This window comes from Desulfosoma sp. (assembly GCF_052743555.1).
The window spans coordinates 51,026-71,128 of sequence record NZ_JBRAHS010000008.1 but is presented as its reverse complement, the minus strand read 5'-3'; the positions used below and the strand labels follow the sequence as shown (position 1 = coordinate 71,128).

Genomic DNA, 20,103 nt, shown 5'->3' with positions numbered 1-20,103 from the left:
TCAGGTGCAGGGGATTGTTGGAAAAGGCGTTTTGTGAAATCGGCGCGAGCCGCCAAGGGGGATGGGGCTGTGCCGGTATCCTGTTTCTGAAACAGCTGAGGGGACGTTGCCGGCTGACGCAGAAGTTGGAATGGACAATTGTGGCGGAAATGATCCAAGAACGATGAAGGGAGCTTTGATCCTACGCCGGGCGCGAACGCCTGGCGGCCTTGCGGCAAGGAAAGGTTTGACGGCTTTGATGCGCCCACAAAGGAGAACGTGATGGATTGGGAAAGACCCCCGCACCGCAGCCGAGGGCCCGGGGTGCCTCCCGACCTGGAACAGGTCATCAACCGATTGCGCCAAAGGTTTTCATTTTCGGGCATGAAAGGCGGGCCCTTTTGGATAGCGGCTCTGGTCATCATTGGACTGGTCTTGGGAGCCAACGCCTACTATACGGTGGCTCCGCAGGAAACGGCCGTGGTCCTGCGCTTCGGTCGGTTTGTGCGCACAGAGGGTCCCGGGTTGCACTTTAAGATCCCCTTGGGCGTGGAAACCGTAACAAAGGTGCTGACGGGCCGGGTATTGCAGCGCGAATACGGTTACCGAACCGTAACGCCCGGCGTGCGGAGCCGTTTTGCCGAACAGGGTTTTGAAGAGGAAGCCCGCATGTTGAGCGGCGACCTCAACGTGGTGGACCTGCAGTGGACCGTGCAATACAAGATCCGCGATCCGCAGGAATACTTGTTTCGGCTGCATGATGTGGAAAGCACGTTGGATGACATTTCCGAGTCGGTGATGCGCCGCATTGTAGGCAACCGTTATGCCGATGAAGTCCTCACGGTGGGGCGCGCTTCCATCTCCGAAATGGCCCGTCAGGAGATTCAGGAGATCATGGACACCTACCACACGGGCCTCCAAATTGTCACGGTGAAGCTGCAAAACGCCAACCCGCCGGATCCGGTCAAGGCCGCCTTTAACGAGGTGAACGAGGCGCGCCAGGAAAAGGAACGCATGATCAACGAAGCACAGCAGGTCTATAACGAACGCATTCCCAAAGCCCGAGGCGAAGCGCGCCAGACCATCACCCAGGCGGAAGGTTACGCGACCCAGCGGATCAATCGAGCGGAAGGGGAGACCACCCGTTTTCGGAGCATTCTGGACGAATACGAAAAGGCCCCGGACGTAACGCGGCGCCGCATGTACCTGGAAGCCATGCGTGAGTTTACCGCCAAATCAAATAACCTTTTGGTGCTGGATGCCAGCGCTGGAGGCATGCTGCCCATTTTGGACCTGAACCAAGTGATTCAAACGTGGGCCGAGTCCGGTTCCAGGCCGGAAAAGGCAAGGGAGTAGGCGCCATGCCGGAAAACCTTCGAATGCCCATTGTTGTCGTGGCCATCGTCCTGGTCGTGCTCGTGTGGGGGTCTCTTTTCATTGTTTCCGAAACGGAACAGGTGGTGATCACCCAATGGGGACGGCCTGTGGGGCGGCCCATCACCGAGGCTGGACTGCACTTCAAGGTGCCCCTCATTCAAAAAGCCAACTTTTTTGAAAAACGTGTTCTGAAGTGGGACGGCAGCCCCAATCAGATTCCCACTCGAGACAAGAAATACATCTGGGTGGACACCACGGCGCGGTGGCGCATCAAGGACCCCCTGCTTTTTTTGCAGCGCGTGGGCACCGTGACCACGGCCATGAGCCGCTTGGACGGGATTATCGATTCTGTGGTGAGAGATCATGTCTCCAATAACCGACTGGTGGAACTGGTGCGCAGCGAAGGCTGGGAACGGGCTCGAGAGAGCCTGTTAGAAGCCGGACTTGGCGATTACCAGATCATGATGGGTGATGAAGCCGAAAACGATCCCGAAGCGTCCGCGGTTTTGGCCAAAGGGCGGGAAAAAATCACAAGGGAAATGGTAGCCGACGCTTCCCGTCTTTTGCCCGAATTTGGCATTGAAATCCTGGACATTCGCATTAAGCGGATCAACTATGTGCAAACGGTGCAGCAGCGGGTTTTTGAGCGGATGATTTCGGAACGCAAACGCATTGCCGCCCAATACCGTTCCGAAGGGGAAGGGGAACGGGCAGCAATTCTAGGCCAAATGGAGCGGGATCTGGCCAGGATTCAGTCGGAAGCCTATCGCGCGGCGGAAGAGATTCGAGGCAAGGCGGATGCGCAGGCCACGCGTATCTACGCGGAAACTTACGGAAGGGATCCGGAATTTTACCAATTTTATCAAACGCTCGATTTCTACAAGAGGTATGAAAATCCTCGAGGCCTGTTCGTCATGGGAACCGACGCGGAGCTCTTTCGGTATTTGCGGGACCGCGAGCCCGAGGGCGACAACCCGTGATACGGCGCGGTGCAACTTTCATGGAAGGGACCTCGACGCAACGGAGCGGACAATGATCGCCGTGGAAGAAAACCCTCAGGGTGTGCAACAAGTGGACATCGTGGTGGCAATTCCCACGTTCAATGAAGCGGCCTTTATTGGGCGGGTTGCGGAAATCGTGGGGCAAGGCCTTCGAGCCCATTATCCGGATCGCTTGTCGGTCATCATCAATTGCGACAACGCCTCGATGGACGGCACGCGGGACGTCTTCTTTCACGCACTGACAGACGTACCGCGCATCTATCTTTCCACGGAACCTCATCGTCGCGGAAAGGGGGCCAACCTGCGCATGCTCTTTGAAAAAATCACGGCCCTCAACCCTCACGCTGTGCTCATTTTGGAAGCGGACATCACCAACCTCACCCCCATGTGGGTGCCCTTGTTCCTTGAACCCATTTTTCGAGGGGCGGCCTATGTGACGCCGCTCTACATGCGCCATAAGTATGAAAGCACCCTCACTTCCGCCATCGTCTATCCCATGCTTCGATGCCTGTACGGTCGTCGCGTGCGGCAGCCCGATGCTGGAGACTGTGCCTTTCGCGGCGACATGGCGGCCGGCTTTCTCAAAGCGGCGGCATGGTCCGAAGCCGTGGAGGGCAGCGGTATTGATGTCTGGATGGCGGGTGTCGCCCTCACCTCGCGGGCTCCCGTCTGGCAGACCATCATCGGGGCCCCCAAGAAACACCGACCCAAGGATCCTTTCACTCAACTAGGCAGCCGTTTTCGCCATGTGTTGGCCGCTCTCTTTGACCAGATGGAAGCCCATGCGGATTTTTGGAAACGGGTCAAATGGAGCAAGCCGACGGCCTTGTTTAATCTGGACGGCCAGGAAATGGACTCGCCACCCTTGGTGGAGATCAACGCCATGAGATTGCATCAGCGGTTTTTGGAAGGCTTTCGAGAATACGAAGCGACGTGGCGTCAAGTGTTGGATTCCGTGACCATGAACAAGCTGGAAGAAATTCGACGCATGCCTTACGAACAGTTCACCTTTCCCAGTCAAACCTGGGCGACCCTCCTTTTTGACACGGCCTGCGCCTACCGGCGTTTCACGGCGGCGGAGCGGGAGCGTTTGTTGGATTCCTTGGTGCCGTTGTATTTGGGCAAGGTGGTGGGTTTCGTTAAACGCACGGAACGGCTGTCCGTGCAGCAGGCCGAAGATTACGTGGAACAGACCTGCGCCATCTTTGAAGAATCCAAGCCGTACCTGGTGGAAAGATGGCCTTCGTGACTCCGGGCGCCGGGGTTGGACGGCGCGTTCGTTTGCGGCAGGAGGGATCCCATGGCCAAGATTTTAGTGGTGGACGATGAAGAGCACATTCGGCTGCTCTATTCGGAAGAGCTTCGAGATGCGGGCTACGAGGTCATCACGGCGGAGAGCGGCTACAAGCTGTTGGAGCGGATTGAGGAGGAAAAGCCGGACCTGGTGATTCTGGACATCAAGATGGTGGACTATGACGGTTTGGACCTGCTTCAGGATATTCGCAGCCGGTTTTACGATCTGCCGGTGATCCTTTCCACCGCCTACGACACGTTCAAGGAAGATTCCAAATCCATTGCCGCCGATTATTACGTCGTGAAAAGCTTTGACTTAACCGAGCTCAAGAAAAAGATTGCCATGGCCCTGGAAACCCAGCTGCCCGGCTGAAAACGCCCCAAAGGGGCTTTCGGCCTCACTGGGGAGCGCGCACCCACAGGGCCGCGCCCACGGCGGCAAAAAGCCCGTTGGGCATCCAGACCCCCAAGGCGGGGGGAAGCATTTGCGATCGGGCAAAGGATGCCCCCACTTGGAGAAGAACCAGATAGGCAAAGGTGAGTCCCAGGCCCACCGCGATGCCAAGCGCGATTCCGGTGCGGTGTCCCAAATGCAATCCGAGGCTCACGCCGATGAGGCCGAGGATCAGCGCCGCGAAGGCGGTGGCGACCCGCAGATGCAGTTCCACGCGATAGGGCACGGCATCGTAGCCTTCAGCAATGAGCCTTTTTATATAGCCGTACAGTTGGTCCCAGCGAAGGTCTTCCGGAAGGGCCGCCGCCACGGCCAGATCCTGTGGATGCACGGTCAAGGGGACGTCCATGTGCTGAAAAGGCCGATGCCGTGCCAGGCCGTCTTCGTAGGCCAGCACGGTTCCCTTTTCGGCCCGCCATCCAGATTCGGCCCAAACGAGCCGCTGAGCGTCCAGCCGCATGCGCAGATGGAAATGCTCATCCAAGTAGAAAACGGAAACGCCGTGAAAGATCTTTGACGAGGCATCGTAGGTTCTGGCCTGCAGGAAAAAGCCCTGCCCACGATACCACACATTTTCCTGCAAAAAGTCAAGCTGCACGTCCTTTTTTTCGACCTTTTGCTGCCACAATTCGGCGGCCTTGCGGGTGAAGGACCGCCCGAGGGTTTCCCCGGCCGTGAAGGTCACGAACGCCAGGGCCAGGGAGCTCATAACCATGGGGCCGGCATAAACCCAGGCTCGAAGCCCGGCGGCCCGCAAGGCAATGATTTCTCGATTTCTTTGCAGAAGCCCCAATCCGATGAGGGTGGCCAAAAGAACGGCCACGGGTATGCCTTGCACGAGAATGGCCGGCACCTTGTAAGCAAAATAAAGGACGGCGTCCAATGCGGCCGCTTTTTTTTCAAGAATGTCATCCAGCTTCTCGAAAAAATCCACTACAAGGTAAACACCTCCAAAGCCGAAAAGGGCCACGGCGAAAACGGCGGCAAAGTGTCTCAGCACGTAACGCGTCAGGATTTTCATCGGCGATGGGCTTTCACCCAGAGCCACACAGCCACAGCGGCGGTCACCGCGTTGGGCAGCCATATCCCCACAGCGGCCGGTAGCAGGCGCTGTTCTCCCAGGGCATTGCCGGCGGAGAGCATAAGATAGTAAGCGAGGAACAAAGCGATACCCAACGTGATCCCGGTCATGCGACGGCCCTGGGCAAAGAGGACACCAAATGGAGCGGCGGCCATTCCCAAAACGAGGCTGGCAAAGGGAAGGGCCAGGCGCTTGTGCCATTCCAGCGCATAACGTCGGTCGTGGGTTTGCACCAGAGTCGACCGCAGTTCCTCCATGCTCATTTCCCCCCTTTTCCAGGACACTTCTCTGTCCGTGCCCAGGAGCGCGTCCAGGGAAAGCACCAGGTCGTAGCTTTGGAAGGTAATGGTTTGACTTGTCTTGAGATCTGTGCCCATGCGCGAGAGCATTCCGTCCTGAATGTGCAAGACCACCTCCTTACCGTCCAAGCTTTCGCGGATCACGGCTTCTCGAGCGGTGATAGTCACACGGGTCTGCGGGCTGCGGGCATCGTGAACGAGCACACCGCGCACGGTGTGCGCCGAGGCGTCCACATGGTGAAAGAAAAAGACCATGTTGGGCAGAGTGTCAATGAAACATCCTTCCCGCAGCAGGGCTGGAATGACGGCTCGACTGAGGGATTTCAGCGTGGTTTTGAGTTCCCGATTGGCGGTTGGCAGGAGCCGAGTGGATGTGTAAAAGGACATAGCGGTCAAGGCCAGAGCCAGGGTCAGCACTGCCGGCGCCATCTGGCGAAAGCTGATGCCTGCGCTGCGCAGGGCGACGATTTCGTTGTCGGCGCTCAGGCGTACAAAGGCCAAAACGGTGCCCATGAGATTAGCCATGGGCAAGGCGTAGAGGACCATCTTGGGGAGGGCCAAGGCCATGACAGTGAGGATGTCTGCCGCGGACACGGAAGCGGCGGTCAAATACTGGAGGAACTGCATGAGGCGGCCCGTGACCAGGATCATGACCAGGCCTAGGAAACATAGGGACGCTGGAATCAGCTGTTCCAGGATTACGTACCGGTAGAGTGTCCAGCCCATCGTGCGTTGTGCGCCCTTTTGAGCAAGGTTCCAAGCGGTGGTTCGAAGCCACAGTCCCTGCACCGCCCTCATTACTCAAAGCCTTAGAGGTGGTCAATGCCCAAAGGCGAAAAGACGGCTCGAAGCGATTTTGCCACCGTGCGCCAATGGTTGGAAGCGAGGGAGTTTGATCTTCTGGCTCCTCAGGCGCAAAAAAGCGTGAACACTCGAGGACGTGTGCGGCCCGATGACCCCGAGTGCCCGTTGCGTACCGCTTATCAGCGGGATCGAGACCGCATCGTGCATTCCAAAGCCTTTCGGCGCCTTAAGCACAAAACCCAGGTTTTTCTCTCGCCCACGGGCGACCACTACCGCACGCGTTTGACCCATACGCTTGAAGTGTCGCAAATCGCGCGCACCATCGGCCGAGCCCTCGCTTTGAACGAGGACCTCATTGAAGCCGTGGCCCTGGGCCACGACCTGGGGCACACCCCCTTTGGCCATGGGGGAGAGCGCGTGTTGAACCAGCTCCATCCTCAAGGCTTTCGGCACCATGAACAAAGCCTGCGCGTGGTGGATTGCCTGGAAAAAGGGGGCCGAGGTCTGAACCTCACTTTTGAAGTGCGGGACGGCATTCTCAAACATTCCAAGGGCAAAACCCATCCCATACTGACGGAGCCCGCCAAGAGGCCTGTGACCTTGGAAGGTCAGGTGGTGCGCGTGGCCGACATCGTGGCTTACCTCAATCACGATTTGGACGACGCCATCCGTGCCCGCGTGTTGTCCCCACAGGACCTTCCGGAGCCCATCCGTTTTCGGCTCGGGGACACGCACGCTCAAAGGATTCACACGCTGGTGGAGGATGTGATCACGGCCAGTGCAGCGGAGGGTTTGAAAGAGATTTGCATGAGCGAGCCCGTTTTGCATCTGGTGGAGCGTCTTCGCGCCTTTCTTTTTGAAAGGGTATATGAATTGGAAACCATTCGCCAAGAGTTTCAAAGGGTGCAAAAGATCCTTGAGGATCTTTATGCGGTGCTGCTTCGAGACAAGGACCTGTTCCGGCGCGAGGTGGGGCAGAGGGACCCGCGGGTGTCGCGGGCTCAGCAGGTCTGCGATCACATTGCCGGAATGACGGATCGGTACGCTCTGGACCTGTATAAAAAGATTTTTCTTCCTCGCCCATGGATGCGCCTGTAGAAGGGGCCGGCGGATCCTCAAAGGCACGGCAGGGTCATGGGGCCGATCATAAGCTGAAAGGCTCGAACGCGAGAAAAACCTGTGAATCCCTTGACACTCAATTTTTCACCGTGCTAACGCTTGCGTGATTTTTTCACAGACCTCGACGGGAACACCGACGCCGTGGCATCGGCATGGCGGTGCAGGCTTTGCTTCGAGGCGTGAGCAGCACAAGGAGGGGCCATGAAAAATCCCAAGAAACAGGATGACGCAAAGGTTCGCCCCGGCAAGGCGACCGACGACCTCGGCGATCTCTTTAAAGAGATTGACAACCTAGGCCCGTCCCTTGGCGATGAAGACGAGGAGGTTTTGGAACTGGACGAGGTGGTCGATGAGGGAGAAAACGGCCTCAAGGACCTTCCCGATTTGGAAGAGGGCCTTTCGGATCTAGACGACCTGGAATCTGCTATGGATGAGCTTGAGGGTGACGAGTCCCTTTTCGATGAAGAAGAGGTGACGGTCGAATTGGCCCCTTCGGGTAAAGCGGCGGAACGTGCGCGCGAACCCTTGGATGAAGGATTTTTCGACGAAAAACTCGGTGAACCCGAAGAGCCGTTGGAACGAGAACCCGAGACTTTGGCTACTGAAGATCAGGAAGGGGCAAGAGAGCTTCAAGACGAGGGGGGGCTTTCGGCGGTGACGAAGGAAGAGGCGCTGTGGGATGAAACCGATGAGGGGGAGGAGCCTAAGCCGCTGGAAACGGAAGTGTGGGATGCGGATGCGGAACTGAACGCCGTGCTCAAAGACACGGTGGCCAAAGAAGAAACGCTGGAGGCGTTCGAGGACGTGATAAGCGATGCGGCTTCGGCCGCGCCGATGGAAGAAGGGGTTGACGGGGAAGTGGAAGGTGCGGCGGGGATTTTTGCCGAAAAGGACTTTGCTCGCGAAATATCCGTACCCGAGAAGGTGGCGGGGGCGATGGGCCTGGTGTCCGACGCCATGGAACGTTACCCCCTAACATTGACCGAACCTGCCGAGGAGAAAATCATGGAAGAACGGCCGGCCATGTTCCAACCGATTGTGGATATCTTGGAAAAAAGGCTGCAGATCATGGTGCAAAAGGCGGTGCAGGAACAGCTGCCTATTGTTGTGCGCAGGGTGTTACAAGAAGAGATCGAACGGCTGAGCAAGATCTTGGGCTAAGAGCGAGAGGCGACGGAAAGGGTGGAGGGATTCTTTTGATGAGTTACGAGCCGTTACCGAAGGCGTATGAGTTCCGTGAGGTCGAGGCGCGTTGGGTTCACGCATGGGTGACCAATCAGAGTTTTCGAGCCGATCCGCAAACATCCAAGCCTCCCTTCAGCATCGTCATACCCCCGCCCAACGTGACAGGGCAGCTCCACATGGGCCATGCGCTCAACAACACACTCCAGGACATTTTGTGCCGCTACAAGAGGCAACGAGGTTTTGAAGTCCTGTGGGTTCCCGGCACGGACCACGCGGGAATCGCCACCCAAAATGTGGTGGAACGCCAGATCGCCAAGGAAGGCCTGTCCCGACACGATTTGGGTCGGGAAAAGTTCCTGGAAAAGGTCTGGGAATGGAAGCAAACCTACGGGGACTACATCATTCGGCAATTGAAACGCTTGGGTGCCAGCTGCGACTGGACTCGAGAACATTTCACCATGGACGAAGGTTTGTCCCGTGCCGTTCGCTTGGTTTTTGTGCAGCTTTACCAAGAGGGGCTCATTTACCGAGGCCACCGCATGATCAATTGGTGTCCTCGCTGCATGACGGCCCTGGCCAATATTGAAGTGGAAGGGGAAGACACCGCCGGGCGCCTCTACCACATTCGCTATCCGTTGGCGGACGGATCCGGCGCTGTCACCGTGGCCACCACGCGCCCCGAAACCATGCTGGGGGATACGGCCGTGGCTGTGCATCCGGAGGATGCACGGTATCAGCATGTTATCGGAAAGACCGTCATCCTGCCCTTGATGCAGCGGCCCATTCCCGTTATCGCCGACCCGTATGTCGACCGAGAATTCGGCACCGGCGCCCTTAAAATCACACCCGGCCATGATTTCAATGACTTTGAAATCGGGTCGAAGCACGGCCTGGCGCTCATCCGCGTCATCGGCGAAGACGGCATCATGACAGCCGAAGCCGGCCGGTACCAGGGCCTGGACCGCTACGCGTGCCGAAAGAAGGTGGTGGCCGATTTGGAAAAGGGCGGCTACCTGGTGGCGGTCCAAGACCATGAACACCGCGTCGGGCATTGTTACCGTTGCAAGAGCTCCGTTGAACCTATGCTGTCTTTGCAATGGTTCGTCAAAACGCGACCTTTGGCCGATGAAGCCATGGCGGCGGTTCGCGACGGCCGCACGCGCATTATTCCCGAAAAGTGGGAAAAAGACTATTTCCAATGGCTGGAAAACATCGAAGACTGGTGCATCAGCCGCCAGATCTGGTGGGGGCATCGCATTCCCGCGTGGTACTGCGCTCAGTGCCAAGGCGTCACAGTGGCCGTGGAAGACCCGACGGCGTGCCACAGCTGCGGGAGCACGGAACTGCACCAAGACAACGATGTGCTGGACACCTGGTTCAGTTCGGCCCTGTGGCCCTTCACCACCATGGGATGGCCCGACAAGACACCGGAATTAAAAAAATTTTACCCGACCTCGGTGCTGGTTACCGGTTTTGATATTCTTTTTTTCTGGGTGGCCCGCATGATGATGATGGGCCTGCATTTCATGAAGGATGTGCCTTTTCGCGACGTCTACGTTCACGCCCTGGTGCGGGACGCTCAGGGCCAGAAGATGAGCAAGTCCAAGGGAAACGTCATCGACCCTCTGGTCATGATGGACCGATACGGGACCGACGCGCTGCGCTTCACCCTCACCGCCTTTGCCGCTCAAGGCCGAGACATCAAGCTCTCCGAAGAGCGCATCGAAGGTTACCGCCATTTCGTGAACAAGATCTGGAACGCCTCGCGACTCGTGCTCATGAACATCCAAGGAGCCGTTTTGCTGGAGCGCATTCCGGAGCGGCCGACCCGGCTGGCGCATCGATGGATTCTCAGTCGATTCCAGTGGGTGCTGCACCAGGTGGAAACAGCCCTGGAAAATTATCATTTCAACCAGTATGCCCAGAACCTTTATCAATTCTTCTGGCATGAGTACTGTGATTGGTACCTGGAAGTCATCAAGCCTGACCTGTACGGTGAAGACCCCGAAACCAAGGTGTTGGCCCAAACCATCGCCGCGACCTTGCTGAAAAACCTCCTGGTGCTGCTCCATCCGGTGATGCCTTTCGTCACGGCAGAATTGTTCCAGAGGTTTTCCGGATCGGCACAGATTCTGACGCAAGCGGCTTTTCCGGCTAAAGAGCCGTGGCGGGCGGATGCTGAGGCGGAAAAGGACATGGCCCTGCTCATGGACGTGATCACAGGGTTGCGCAACATTCGCGGCGAAATGAACATCGCCCCTGGCGTGCGCCTGAAGGCCGTGTGCCTGTGTGCCACTGCTGCGGAAAGGGATCTTCTGGAAACGAATCGACAGATGCTCATGGATCTCGCCCGATTAAGTTCCGTGACCGTGGGATTCCATGGCGAATTATCCAAACCCCGGTTGGCTGCAGGCACCGTTTCGGAAGGCGTGGAAGCCTATGTGATCCTTGAAGGGGTTTTGGACTACGACAGCGAGGCCAAGCGGTTGGAAAAGGAAATCGGAAGGATTCAAAAGGAACTGGAAGGGACGCGCAAAAAGCTAGCCAATGAAGACTTTCTGCGGCGTGCTCCCGCCGACGTGGTGGCCAAGGAAAAAGAAAAGGCGGAACGCCTCGGTGAAAAACTGGGGAAATTGAAAGCCAACCGAGACCGCGTGGAAGCCTTGGTGCGCGAAGCGGCTCAAGGTTGAAGGCGGGCTCTAAAGATAACCTCACGACGTCTAGGCCACGCATGCGACGCATTCCTACGGCCATTTCCGATGTCTTTGTGTTAGAACCCAGGGTGTTCGAGGACGATCGAGGCTTTTTCTTTGAAAGTTACAATCGAAAGACATTAGAGTCCCTGGGCCTGATTGAGGATTTTGTGCAGGACAATCATTCTCGATCGCACCGCGGTGTGCTTCGGGGCCTTCATTATCAAATCGCGCCTCGAGCTCAAGGAAAGCTGGTGCGGGTTGTGGTGGGCGAAATTTTTGATGTGGCTGTGGACCTGCGCCGATCTTCGCCCACGTTCGGTCGATGGGTCGGTGTGCATTTATCGGCGGAAAACAAAAGACAGATCTACATTCCCGCGGGTTTTGCCCATGGCTTTCTGGCTTTATCGCCGTGGGCTGAAGTGTGCTACAAGACCACGGACTACTATTCGCCGGAACACGAACGCTGCGTGCTCTGGAATGACGCCGAACTGAACATCGCATGGCCGCTGAGCCGTGGGGAGGTTCCTTTATTGTCCCCAAAGGATGCGCAGGGAGTGGTTCTGGCTCACGCGGACCTTTTCGACTGAGGCTCGCGCAGGACGGCTCCAGGAGATTTCACCTGAATGAAGACAGTGCTGGTTACAGGCATTTTCGGCCAACTGGGCTGGGAATTGCGCCGTTCATGTCCGGAATCCGTTCGTCTGGTGGGGGTGGATCTACCGGAAGTGGACATCACGCAAGGGGACCATGTGGCGCGCATGTTTGCGGACCATAGTCCTCACGTGGTGGTCAATGCCGCCGCTTATACCGCCGTGGATCGAGCGGAACAAGAGCCTGAGGCGGCCTATGCGGTCAACCGCGATGCCGTGAGGCTACTGGCGGAGGCCTGCGCGCGGCACGGAGCGCATCTTCTTCAGATATCCACGGATTTTGTTTTTGACGGAACCCTTTCCAGGCCGTATAGCCCTGACGATGCCCCAAACCCTCTGAGCGTCTACGGGGCCAGTAAAATGGCCGGAGAGAAGATGACCCTTGAGGTCCTTCGGGACCGATGCACCATTGTGCGCACCGCCTGGCTCTATTCCAGCCATGGAGCCAATTTCGTCAAGACCATGCTGAGGCTCTTTGAGGAACGGGACGAGGTGCGCGTAGTGAGCGATCAGGTGGGGACACCCACATGGGCGGCAAATTTGGCCGATTTCCTGTGGGCGCTCCTCCAAAGAGAACGCGTGCCTTCCGGCATCTACCATTTCACCGACGCTGGAGTTGCCTCCTGGTATGATTTCGCCGTGGCGGTGGAAGAGGAAACCCGGCCCAAACGGAGAAAACGGGTGTGGGTGCGCCCCATTCGCACCGAAGAATATCCCACACCGGCGCGGCGTCCCTCCTACAGTGTCCTGGATAAGCACAGCGCCTGGTCTCTGTGGCCCCGATCTCCCGAGCATTGGCGCGAAGCCCTGCGACGCATGCTTCAGGAACTGGAACAGCCCCCTTCCTGCTGAGGCGCCGCTGAAAAAGACGCCCATCCGCCGGTACGGATATTTCCACCGCGAGGGGGCGGGTCTTTTCTTTGAGGACACATCGGTGGAGCACAAAATTGTTGAACGCTTACATCGTGGCCAAAGAATTCTCAGCGCCGCGGCGAAAGAACAGGTCCCGGTACCGGGCTGCCCGGGAACGAAAAAGCCGAGGCAGTGGTCGGCCGTCAATGGCGCGAATCGGCATGATGCCGACAAGAGCGTTGGTCATCCACAGGGCGTCAAATCGGGCGAGGTTTTCTGCCGAAAGGTCCTCTTCTTTCACAATCCAGCCGTCATCACGAAACAGAGCCACCACGCGGGCTTCCGCCGTGCCTTTGAGGCGGTGAGGGCTTGCGGACACCACACAGCGGCCTTCGTTCAGGAACACAAGGGACCCGGTGGCCGTTTCGGCGATGCGGCCGTCTTTGTCGTATACGAGGGACTCGTCACAGCCCGCATCGGCGGCATCCTGCCGGGCCCACAAATAAAAGAGATAACTGAGGCTTTTGAAGCACGCCGTGGGCGGTGTCCAGCCGTGTCGCAAGGTGCGCAGGGTCCATCCGCGAGCGTAGTCTTCAAGGGAAGGCGGCATGTAGGGTTCGGCCAGGATAAGCCGTGTGAGGGCGGCAGGCCGAGGAAGCCCCAATCCTGGCACGACACCCCGACTGATGATAATCTTGATGCGGGCCGGGCCGCGTTGCAGTCCGTTTCTTGCGAGAAGTTTGGCGATGCGATCGCGCCACACCCAGGGCGCCTCAAGGAGCGACCTGGATGCGCTTTCTCCGCTTGCCTCCTCAAGGCGAAGATGCCGGACGGCCTCACCGAGGCGTTGCACATGATCGGCCACATAAAGAGGCCGGCCGTCATCGGCGCGAAGGGTTTCAAAAAGGCCGTCTCCAAAGAGGAAGCCGCGGTCGAAAGGAGAAAGCCGAACATCTTTTTCCGGCACGAAACGATCGTTCCACCACACAATCCGGCGCGTGGGTGAAGCGGCCTCACCGTTCACCGGCAAACCTCCTCTTGGTGCTGAGCCATGGCCTGAAACAGGGTCCGGCCCTTGTGGAGCGTTTCCTCATATTCGGCGCTTTCCTCGGAATCAAAGACCACACCGCCGCCGACGGCGAAATAGAGGCGGCTGTCTTTAAGGATGGCCGTGCGGATGGCGATATTCATGTCCATGGTGTCGTGCCAGCCCACGTAGCCGATGGACCCCGTGTAGACGTGGCGCACGTGATGTTCCAGTTCGTCAATGATTTCCATGGCTCGAATCTTGGGACACCCCGTGACGGAGCCGCCGGGAAAGGTGGCGCGAAAAATCTGCCCCGCGGAAACACCAGGTTGCAGTTTTCCGGTGATGATGGACACCAGGTGCCACACGTTGGCATAGCCTTCAAGCCGCTTGTGCTCAGCCACCACAATGGAACGGGGTTGACAGACACGGCCCAGATCATTGCGCAACAGATCCACAATCATGGACAGTTCGGCATCGTCCTTGGGATTGGTGCACAAATCCTCGCGCATGGCGCCGTCCTCATCGGCCCTGGCGCCGCGGGGCCGTGTGCCCTTGATGGGACGTGTCTCGAGGGTGTCGCCGCGCCGACACAGAAATCGTTCCATGGACGTGCAAAGGATGTGGTGATGCGGAAGGTGCAGATAGGCGTAAAAGGGCGCAGGGTTTCGGTGAAAGAGCTGCGTCCAAAGGATCCAGGGATCGCCGTGAAAAGATGCCGAAAATCTCTGGGAAAGATTAACCTGGTACACATCGCCGTTTTGAATATAGCGGCGGATGCGAGCAACGGCGTTGAGGTATTCGTTACGCGAAAAATCGCTGTGAAGATCGCCGTCTTCACCAGAAGAAACCAGCCTGTGGGCAACGGCCGGCATCGCAGGCCGTGGTATGGGCGCCAATGCCGTTGTTTTCAAGGTCAGGTGCAGGGTTTCTCCCGTAAGGCGATCAAAGACCATGAAGTCTTGCGGAAGAAAAAAAAGACTTTCCGGGAGTTCCAGATCATCGGCGGCGGTTTGTGGAAGCACTTCCAACACATTTTTCAGTTCATAGGCAAGGTAACCCACAAGGCCGCCGGAAAAGGGTTCCACAAGCATGGGAAAATGGGGGCGTGTGGCGTCGAGAAGCCGGTCAAGGGCTTCCAGAGGATGCCGTTCCTCGATGAGGTGGCCTTCGGCCGTGGTGAGCGTGACGCGTTGGCCTTTTGAGGACATCATAAGGACCGGATTCCAGAACACCATGGAATGGCGCGCGCAGTCCAAATCGGTGCCGCTCAAAAGCACCGCGCCGTACGAAGTGCGCATCAAAGGAGCGACTTTTTCCAGAAACGAGGCATCGGTTTCTTGGTGAAAGACCTTCGCGAGCCGTACACCTCGAACTGTACCCCGCACCATGTCTTCCAAAACCATCGGCGGATCCCTCAGAGATCATGAGTTCGTCAAGGCTTGAGGCCTTGACCTTTCATGCATACGAAAAGGGTGCGGGGAACGTCCAAGGGATTTTGATGAAGAAAGCGAAAAGTTCATCCCCATTTTCGTCCACCGAGTGCCGAAGCTGTGTTGGGAATCGGGGTCCGTGGCGTCGAGCCATCGAGGGAATCGAGCATTGGAAGCACGTTCTGCGCAAAGGGAAGGGGAAAAGGCCTCATGGGAGGCGAGAAACCGTGCGGCGATTTCCAGCCCATATTCGGAAAGAAAAGATTCCGGATGAAACTGCACGCCCCATACGGGAAGATTTTTGTGCTGCAACGCCATCACGACGCCGTCTTCGGCCCAGGCGGTTTCTTGAATATCCGTGGAGGCCACCTGGCATTGCAAAGAATGGTACCGGGCGACGCGAAAGGGGGAAGGCAGTCCTTGAAAGAGCCCCAGGCCCGCGTGATGCACCCAAGAGCGCTTTCCGTGGACGGGCACAGGAGCGCGCAGCGTGGATCCGCCATAGACTTCATTGATCACCTGCATGCCGAGGCACACACCCAAGATGGGCACGCGTCCCGCGAAGGTTCGAACCACAGCCTTGCTGATGCCGGAATGGGCCGGTGATCTCGGACCGGGGCTGATGACAATCCAGTGCGGGGACAAAGACGCAATGGCCGCAACAGAGATGGTGTCGTGCCGGTAGACCAGCACCTCCACGTGCTCGAATTCATAAAAGAGTTGAAAGAGGTTGTAGGTAAAGGAATCGTAGTTGTCGATGAGAACGAGGCGCATCGGTTTTGCCTGACTTCTCAGAGCGGGCCCGCCATGGGCACGCTGGGCGTTTCGGCCGAAAAGGGCACGTTACGGCCCCTTGGTTGTCGGGGAGGTTCTTGGGGGCCTGCGCCCATATCCCGCACCGCGAGAACGCGGTCACCACGGTGGGACGCACGCACCCGTCTGGGGAAATAAGGCGCGGGCCAACACGCTCCCGGGCATCTGTTGTTTTATCTAAAAAGAAGAAAAGCCACCCGCCGTGAGGCTGGGTGGCTTTCGCCTGGCATACCTCACTTTCCTTTATGCCCTTTTTGCCCTTTGTTCGTCAATGCCCAAATCCGTATTTTCCTCGGAAGCTTTTCTCAAGCCTTTCTTAAAAGTTCACCCCAGAATGCCTGTTTTGGCCTTCCCGCGAAGGGCTTCACGCAGGGACCGCATCCTCGCGATTTTAGAGTTTCTGGACAGGTGGAAGAGCGTTCCTTCAAAAGCATCGGCGAGGAAAGCTGTGATCCGCGCCCAAGAACCCGCGCACAGCATTTTCAGGCATGATCTGAGACAAAAGCCTGAACGAGGCAATCCATCTGAGGGCCTTTGCGCACCCACGCCACTGTGCGGAAACCCGCTTCTTGAAGGGCCGCCTTTGTCTCTTCAAAGGTGTAGGTGTCTCCACCTTGGGTATTGACCAGCATATTGATAGCGAAAAGCGCTCCGGCAGGAGGATGAGTTCGGTCAGGTTCCATAATATGGTCGCGAATCAATAGGCAGCCGCCAGGTTCCAAAACATCGTGAATTTTTCGGTACAAAGCCAGGTTTTCTTCGTGGCTGTTTTGATGAATGATGGCCGAAAGAAGGGCCAGGTCACATCCCGTCGGCAGAGGATCCTTGTAAAAATCCCCTGCCACCAGGCGCACTCGATTCAAAAGGCTGTGGGCTTCAAGACGCTTTTGGGCCATGGGCAGCACTTCGGGAAGATCGTAGATCACGGCCCGAAGGGACGGCTGACGTTCCAGAAAGGCGATGGTGTAGGTGCCCGAGGCGCCGCCGATGTCCAGAAGCTGTTTGAAAGGCGAAAGATTCAAAGAGGCTGCGATGTCGCGCGCAAGATTTTTTCCCACTACATGCATGGCACCGATGAAGGCCGTCAAGGCCTCGCTTCCCGAATGGACAACGGATTGCCGATGTGGGTTTGTTCCTCGGCGAACCGTTTCCGTCAAATGATGCCAGTTCTGCCAAATATGAGTGAGGTGCAGCACCATGGGCAGCACCGAGTCTGGGTGGTCTGACGAGAAAAGAGCGCCTTTGTCCGTCAAGGCATAGATGTCGTCCGTTTTGGTCAAGTGGCCGAATGTGACCAGGCAGTCAAGAACACGGGTCAAAGCCCGAGGTCGGCTTTTGTGGTCTGAGCCAGCGTTTGCGCCGAGGAAGGGTTGCGATCCAGTAGGGTGAAAAGGTCCAGTTGGGCCGCGGATAGGATCACGCGGCTTTTCATGAAGTGTCGCACCTCGTCCAAAGGATCCCCATGCTGGTTGGTCATGTTCCCACTCCATGCATCGAGTTCAGAAATGCACAAAATAACCGGGCACTCTTGGCGGCCCCTCTCGCTGCCGTTAATGTTCGGCCGATTTTGTGTATGGTGGAGGCAAAAGCCGACATTGCCTAGCAGATTCTTAAGGATTCTGTCCATGGGTTTCAGGCAGGCTCGACCCATCGTGGAAATCCAGGAAGCCGAGCCGGTGAGCGCGAACCGCTTTGGCAACAGATGGGGACTCAGAAGACGGTAGAGGATGCAGTATGCGGACGTGGTATGCGTTTTTGACGGGACCGGCGCTGTGGGTGACGTTCATTGTTTTTCTGGGGGGTCTTGGATTGCGGCTGGCCTTTCTTTATGGGCTCAGCCGGGGCGGGATCGCGTGTTTTACAACCACATGGACTGGCGGTGGGCGTTCAGGTCCATCATACACTGGCTCGTGCCGGGGGCAAGTGCGTCCATGGGCTCGCAACCGGTGTTCAGTGCCGTCTTTGTTCTGTTTCACGTAGGGCTGCTGGCGGTGCCTCTTTTCCTTTCAGCACATAATCTTTTGTGGGAGGGGACCCTCCGATCTCATGATGGTTTTGCATGTCCTTTCGGGAGAAGTTCTTCTCGTCCTCATTCCATTCACCAAATTGGGGCACATGGTGCAGTTTTTCTTTGCGCGTGCCTTCATCGGCTTTGAGATGGGGGCGCGGCGTGGGGCCAGAGCGTGGTAAGACCAAGTACTGTCTGAAGGGTGGAGCGAAAAAAATGAGTAATCAAGCGGCGACTGCGGAACCTGCAAAGGTTGAAGGGCGTCCTGTAGACGTAAAAAAGATACAACAACTCTTGGCTGCCAATAACGGAACGCGCATTCGCACCTGGCTCAGCACCTGTTCCTGATGCAGCCTGTGCGCGGAAAGCTGCTTTTTTTATTTGGCCCATAGCCGCAACCCTCGGTTGAGCCCGGCGTACAAGTTCAAGGCTACCTTCGGGGAACTGTACCGGCGCAAGGGCCGGGTGGATTGGGATTTTTTGCATCGATGCGCGGAGATTGTCTGGGGAAAATGCACCACGTGCAAGCGCTGCTCCATCTTTTGCCCCTTCGGTATCGATGTGGCCACCCTCACTGCCACCACGCGAACCATTCTCTATTCCCAGGGCATCACCCCCCAAGGGCTGGCTCGAGCCGTGGTCAGTTACCGAGAAACGGGCAACCAAATGGGCATGAGCACCGAAGACTTTGTGGACACCTGCGAGTGGATGGCGAAGGAAAGCCGGGATGAAATCAAGGGAGTGACCATCCCCATCGACAAAAAAGGGGCCAAGTACATGTACACGGTCAACCCTCGAGAGCCCATGTTTTACCCTCAGGACTTGGCCATGGCCGCCAAAATTCTTACCGTGGCCGAAGAGGACTGGACCATGCCGTCCACGGGAGGGGACTGCACCAATCTGCCCATGTTTGCTGGTGATCGAGCTTTGGCCGGACAGGTGGTGCGCACCATGTACGAAAAGGCGGTGGAATTGGGTGTGCAGGCCATTCTCATTACCGAATGCGGCCACGCGTACCGCTCGGCCCTTTTTGAAGGCCCTTATCTGGCGGGTTACCCCGATGGCAAGCCGCCGGTGCCCATCGTGCACTCAGTGCAGCTGTTTTATGAGTACATTCGAGACAGCCGCATTCGCATCGATCCGGCCAAGCGATTGAAGGAACCTGTGACCTATCAGGACCCCTGCAACGCCTCCCGCAACGGCGGCCTGTGGGAAGAGGGGCGGAAGCTGGTGCAATTTCTGGCCGAAGACTTTCGGGACATGCAACCCAATCGGGACCATAACCATTGCTGCGGCGGCGGAGGCGGCTACATTCCCATGGGGTCGGAATACAAAGCGCGCCGCATGGCCTCAGGGCGTGTGAAAGCCGAACAGATTCGAGCCACCGGGGCAAAGATCGTCATTGCCCCGTGTCACAACTGCTTCGATCAACTCAGTGACCTCAACAAGGAATACCAGCTGGGTGTCAAGGTCATGTCGTTCAAAGAAATCATCTGTGAATTGATGGTGGTTCCGGAAAAATCTCAACCAGAAGAGCTTCAAGAGGCCGAACGGGAAGCCTAGGGGCGCCGGCGCGCCTGGTGTGTGAAGGTGCGAGGAAAGGTCCTCTCGGGCAGTCCTGCTTCCAGCCAACGCGGTTCAATCCACAGGTGTGAAGGTTTGAGGGAAGGCATTCTCGGGCAAAATGTGGGAAGACCGTTTTAGCATCCTTTGCTGGGAGCGGCGCACGCCGCGACGCTTAATCGCCTCGTGCGACGACGCGCCTTCAGCATTGAGCCGAAGGGCCGGCGCGAAGCCATTTTCGGACTGCTTTCGGCCCCTGAAGCCCGCGCGATCGCTTGTCTGAGAAGGTGCGGAATGCACGAGGGCTTGGTTTTTCCATCGCGGCATGTGAGACGTGTGAGCACGAACGAACAATGGAAAAAGGACTTAGTGGCCTATCCGGGCATTTCGAAATGGTTCAAATAGGGTGTGAGAAAAAATTGGATCCGTTCAAGCCCCAGCGCTTGTCCGGCATCGGCGTTTCGCACGG

General features: G+C 57.4%; 17 protein-coding genes and 1 pseudogene. 11 read left to right on the top strand and 7 right to left on the bottom strand.

Going from position 1 to position 20,103, the window contains the following annotated elements:
* Positions 1-261 precede the first annotated feature (261 nt).
* The 4 genes from hflK to ACUVSA_RS06600 are packed head-to-tail and all read left to right on the top strand — an operon-like array spanning position 262 to position 4,023.
* On the top strand, positions 262-1,335 hold the full coding sequence (hflK, locus tag ACUVSA_RS06615; RefSeq protein WP_445894225.1) for an FtsH protease activity modulator HflK: 1,074 nt from the start codon (positions 262-264) through the stop codon (positions 1,333-1,335).
* 5 nt (positions 1,336-1,340) lie between these two features.
* Positions 1,341-2,336: a protease modulator HflC gene (hflC, locus tag ACUVSA_RS06610; protein ID WP_445890456.1), complete on the top strand. Its 996-nt coding sequence runs from the start codon at positions 1,341-1,343 to the stop codon at positions 2,334-2,336.
* 52 nt (positions 2,337-2,388) lie between these two features.
* Entirely contained in the window at positions 2,389-3,606 is a 1,218-nt protein-coding gene (locus tag ACUVSA_RS06605; RefSeq protein WP_445890457.1) for a glycosyltransferase family 2 protein, read from the top strand.
* Positions 3,607-3,657: 51 nt separating this feature from the next.
* Complete coding sequence (locus ACUVSA_RS06600) at positions 3,658-4,023, top strand: response regulator (RefSeq protein WP_445890458.1); 366 nt, start codon at positions 3,658-3,660, stop codon at positions 4,021-4,023.
* Between the two features lie 25 nt (positions 4,024-4,048).
* Here ACUVSA_RS06600 and lptG read toward each other — a convergent pair whose 3' ends face one another.
* Positions 4,049-5,125 (bottom strand): LPS export ABC transporter permease LptG, encoded by a 1,077-nt coding sequence (lptG, locus tag ACUVSA_RS06595; RefSeq protein WP_445894224.1) that lies wholly within the window; start codon positions 5,123-5,125, stop codon positions 4,049-4,051.
* Positions 5,122-6,282, bottom strand: a complete 1,161-nt coding sequence (locus ACUVSA_RS06590) for an LptF/LptG family permease (protein ID WP_445894223.1) — start codon at positions 6,280-6,282, stop codon at positions 5,122-5,124. The genes lptG and ACUVSA_RS06590 overlap by 4 nt, the downstream gene beginning before the upstream one ends.
* Positions 6,283-6,306: 24 nt before the next feature.
* Here ACUVSA_RS06590 and ACUVSA_RS06585 point away from each other — a divergent pair, with 24 nt between their 5' ends.
* The 5 genes from ACUVSA_RS06585 (at position 6,307) to rfbD (ending at position 12,790) form a co-directional block, all read left to right on the top strand.
* On the top strand, positions 6,307-7,386 hold the full coding sequence (locus tag ACUVSA_RS06585) for a deoxyguanosinetriphosphate triphosphohydrolase (RefSeq protein ID WP_445894222.1): 1,080 nt from the start codon (positions 6,307-6,309) through the stop codon (positions 7,384-7,386).
* A gap of 222 nt (positions 7,387-7,608) precedes the next feature.
* Positions 7,609-8,568 (top strand): hypothetical protein, encoded by a 960-nt coding sequence (locus ACUVSA_RS06580; RefSeq protein ID WP_445890463.1) that lies wholly within the window; start codon positions 7,609-7,611, stop codon positions 8,566-8,568.
* 38 nt (positions 8,569-8,606) lie between these two features.
* Positions 8,607-11,282 carry a valine--tRNA ligase gene (locus ACUVSA_RS06575; protein WP_445894221.1) on the top strand — a complete coding sequence of 892 codons (2,676 nt, stop codon included), beginning with the start codon at positions 8,607-8,609 and terminating at the stop codon, positions 11,280-11,282.
* A 41-nt stretch (positions 11,283-11,323) separates the two neighbouring features.
* The gene (gene rfbC, locus ACUVSA_RS06570; protein WP_445894220.1) at positions 11,324-11,875 is read left to right on the top strand and encodes a dTDP-4-dehydrorhamnose 3,5-epimerase; all 552 of its coding nucleotides are present in this window, start codon (positions 11,324-11,326) and stop codon (positions 11,873-11,875) included.
* A 36-nt stretch (positions 11,876-11,911) separates the two neighbouring features.
* A complete protein-coding gene (rfbD, locus tag ACUVSA_RS06565; RefSeq protein WP_445894219.1) occupies positions 11,912-12,790 on the top strand; it encodes a dTDP-4-dehydrorhamnose reductase in 879 nt (292 codons plus the stop codon).
* Positions 12,791-12,896: 106 nt separating this feature from the next.
* On the opposite strand, the gene ACUVSA_RS06560 is transcribed toward rfbD, so the two are convergent.
* The 5 genes from ACUVSA_RS06560 to ACUVSA_RS06540 form a co-directional block, all read right to left on the bottom strand.
* Positions 12,897-13,814 carry an aminotransferase class IV gene (locus ACUVSA_RS06560; RefSeq protein ID WP_445894218.1) on the bottom strand — a complete coding sequence of 306 codons (918 nt, stop codon included), beginning with the start codon at positions 13,812-13,814 and terminating at the stop codon, positions 12,897-12,899.
* Complete coding sequence (gene pabB / locus ACUVSA_RS06555; RefSeq protein ID WP_445894217.1) at positions 13,811-15,223, bottom strand: aminodeoxychorismate synthase component I; 1,413 nt, start codon at positions 15,221-15,223, stop codon at positions 13,811-13,813. Before pabB ends, ACUVSA_RS06560 begins: the two co-directional genes overlap by 4 nt.
* An 18-nt stretch (positions 15,224-15,241) precedes the next feature.
* On the bottom strand, positions 15,242-16,024 hold the full coding sequence (locus tag ACUVSA_RS06550) for an anthranilate synthase component II (protein WP_445890469.1): 783 nt from the start codon (positions 16,022-16,024) through the stop codon (positions 15,242-15,244).
* A 521-nt stretch (positions 16,025-16,545) separates the two neighbouring features.
* Entirely contained in the window at positions 16,546-17,382 is an 837-nt protein-coding gene (locus ACUVSA_RS06545) for a methyltransferase (protein ID WP_445894216.1), read from the bottom strand.
* Positions 17,379-17,540, bottom strand: coding sequence for a hypothetical protein (locus tag ACUVSA_RS06540; RefSeq protein ID WP_445894215.1), 162 nt, complete (start codon positions 17,538-17,540; stop codon positions 17,379-17,381). Before ACUVSA_RS06540 ends, ACUVSA_RS06545 begins: the two co-directional genes overlap by 4 nt.
* A 569-nt stretch (positions 17,541-18,109) precedes the next feature.
* Here ACUVSA_RS06540 and ACUVSA_RS06535 point away from each other — a divergent pair.
* Both ACUVSA_RS06535 and ACUVSA_RS06530 read left to right on the top strand, forming a co-directional pair.
* A complete protein-coding gene (locus tag ACUVSA_RS06535; RefSeq protein ID WP_445890471.1) occupies positions 18,110-18,253 on the top strand; it encodes a hypothetical protein in 144 nt (47 codons plus the stop codon).
* A 34-nt stretch (positions 18,254-18,287) separates the two neighbouring features.
* Positions 18,288-19,634 (top strand): annotated as a pseudogene (locus tag ACUVSA_RS06530) ((Fe-S)-binding protein).
* The last annotated feature ends 469 nt before the right edge of the window (positions 19,635-20,103 follow it).